At 34.9% G+C, this 1,821-nt stretch carries 2 protein-coding genes; both read left to right on the plus strand.

Annotated elements, in window-relative coordinates; translation table 11 throughout:
- On the plus strand, positions 1-438 hold a 438-nt coding region (locus Q0370_RS01320), incomplete at its 5' end, for a hypothetical protein (protein ID WP_299571058.1).
- A gap of 2 nt (positions 439-440) precedes the next feature.
- The coding region (locus Q0370_RS01325) for a glutamate synthase subunit beta (RefSeq protein WP_299571060.1) at positions 441-1,821 on the plus strand (1,381 nt) is incomplete at its 3' end.

A 1,821-nucleotide genomic window follows, 5' to 3' on the forward strand; every position in this document is an offset into this window, starting at 1 on the left:
GCCATTTTATACGGTGCAATCAGAGGAGAAGCTTATTTAAACGGAGTTGTTGGAGAAAGATTCTGTGTTAGAAACTCTGGAGCAGTTGCTGTTGTAGAAGGTGTTGGAGATCACGGCTGTGAATATATGACTGGAGGTCGTGCTATTGTTTTAGGACAAACTGGGAAAAACTTTGCCGCTGGTATGAGCGGTGGAATTGCTTATGTTTATGATAAAAACAATACTTTTGAGAAAAATTTGAATAAAGAAATGGTCGATTTTGACGAACTTAACGAAGTTTATGAAAATGAAATAAAAACTTATGTGGAAAAACACTTTAATTATACAGGAAGTGCCATTGCAAAGGAAATTTTAAACAATTGGGAAGCTGAAAAACAAAACTTTAAAGTTGTTATTGCACCTGAATTTAAAGAAATATTTGAGAGAGGTGAGGCTTAGAAATGGGAAAACTAGGTGGATTTTTAGAAATACATAGAGAAGAGAAAAAAATTAGGGAAATTTCTGACAGAATTAAAGATTTTAATGAAATTGACATCCCTTTAAATGATGAATACATAGAAACACAGGCGGCTAGATGTATGGACTGCGGAGTTCCTTTTTGCCATTGGGCCTGTCCAGTTGACAACCACTGTCCTGAATGGCAGGATTTAGTTTATAATGGTGAATGGAAAAAGGCTTTGGACTTACTTTTGTCAACAAATCCATTTCCTGAATTTACTGGGCGAATTTGTCCAGCACTTTGTGAAGGAAGCTGTACTTTAGGAAAAAATGATAAACCTGTAACTACTAAAAATATTGAACTTGCTCTTATTGAAAAAGGTTGGGAAAACGGATGGGTAAAACCAAAAACTCCTAAAAAAAGATTTGATAAAAAAATCGCAGTAATTGGAAGCGGACCATCTGGACTTGCTGCCGCTCAAACTTTAAACAGATTTGGCTACAATGTGACAGTCTATGAAAAAAATGAGAGAGCTGGTGGATTACTTGCACTTGGAATTCCTGATTTTAAGCTTGATAAGAAAATAATTGACAGAAGAGTAAAACTTATGGAAGAAGAAGGTGTTAAATTTATTTACAACACTGAAGCCGGAAAAGATATTTCCAACGAAGAACTGGAAAAAGAGTTTGACATAATTCTTATGTCTTGCGGATCAAAACAAGCTAGAGATTTGAATATCAAAGGAAGAGAAGCAAAAGGTGTTTATCTTGCAATGGACTTTTTGACTCAGCAAAACAGAAAAGTAAATAATATTCCTTTGTATAACGAAGAAATTGATGTAAAAGGTAAAAATGTACTTGTAATCGGTGGTGGAGATACTGGTTCTGACTGTGTTGGAACATCTGTAAGACAAGGTGCTGCAAGTGTAAAACAAATTGAAATTTTAAATAAGCCATCTGAAACTCGTACATCAAAAAACCCTTGGCCACAATTTCCAATGTATCTAAAAACTTCGACTTCTCACAAGGAAGCAACTGAAGTTTATGGAAATGACCCAAGGGAATGGAATGTTACAACAAAAGAATTTATTAAAGATGAAAATGGAAATCTTTGTGGAGTAAAAATCGCAAAAGTTGAAAGTTTTGTAAATGAAGATGGAAGACTTGGATTTAGGGAAGTTGAGGGCTCTGAAGAAATAATAAAAGTTGACTTTGTCTTTTTAGCAATCGGATTTTTACATCCATATTTTGAAGGACTTTTGGAAAACTCAAAAGTTGAATTAGATGGGCGTGGAAATGTAAGTGCAAATGTCATCGACTTTAAAACTTCTGCTCCAAAATATTTTGCCGCAGGAGATGTAAGACGAGGGCAATCGCTTGTTG

This window comes from uncultured Leptotrichia sp. (assembly GCF_938036635.1).
In the GTDB taxonomy this organism is placed as follows: domain Bacteria; phylum Fusobacteriota; class Fusobacteriia; order Fusobacteriales; family Leptotrichiaceae; genus Leptotrichia; species Leptotrichia hongkongensis.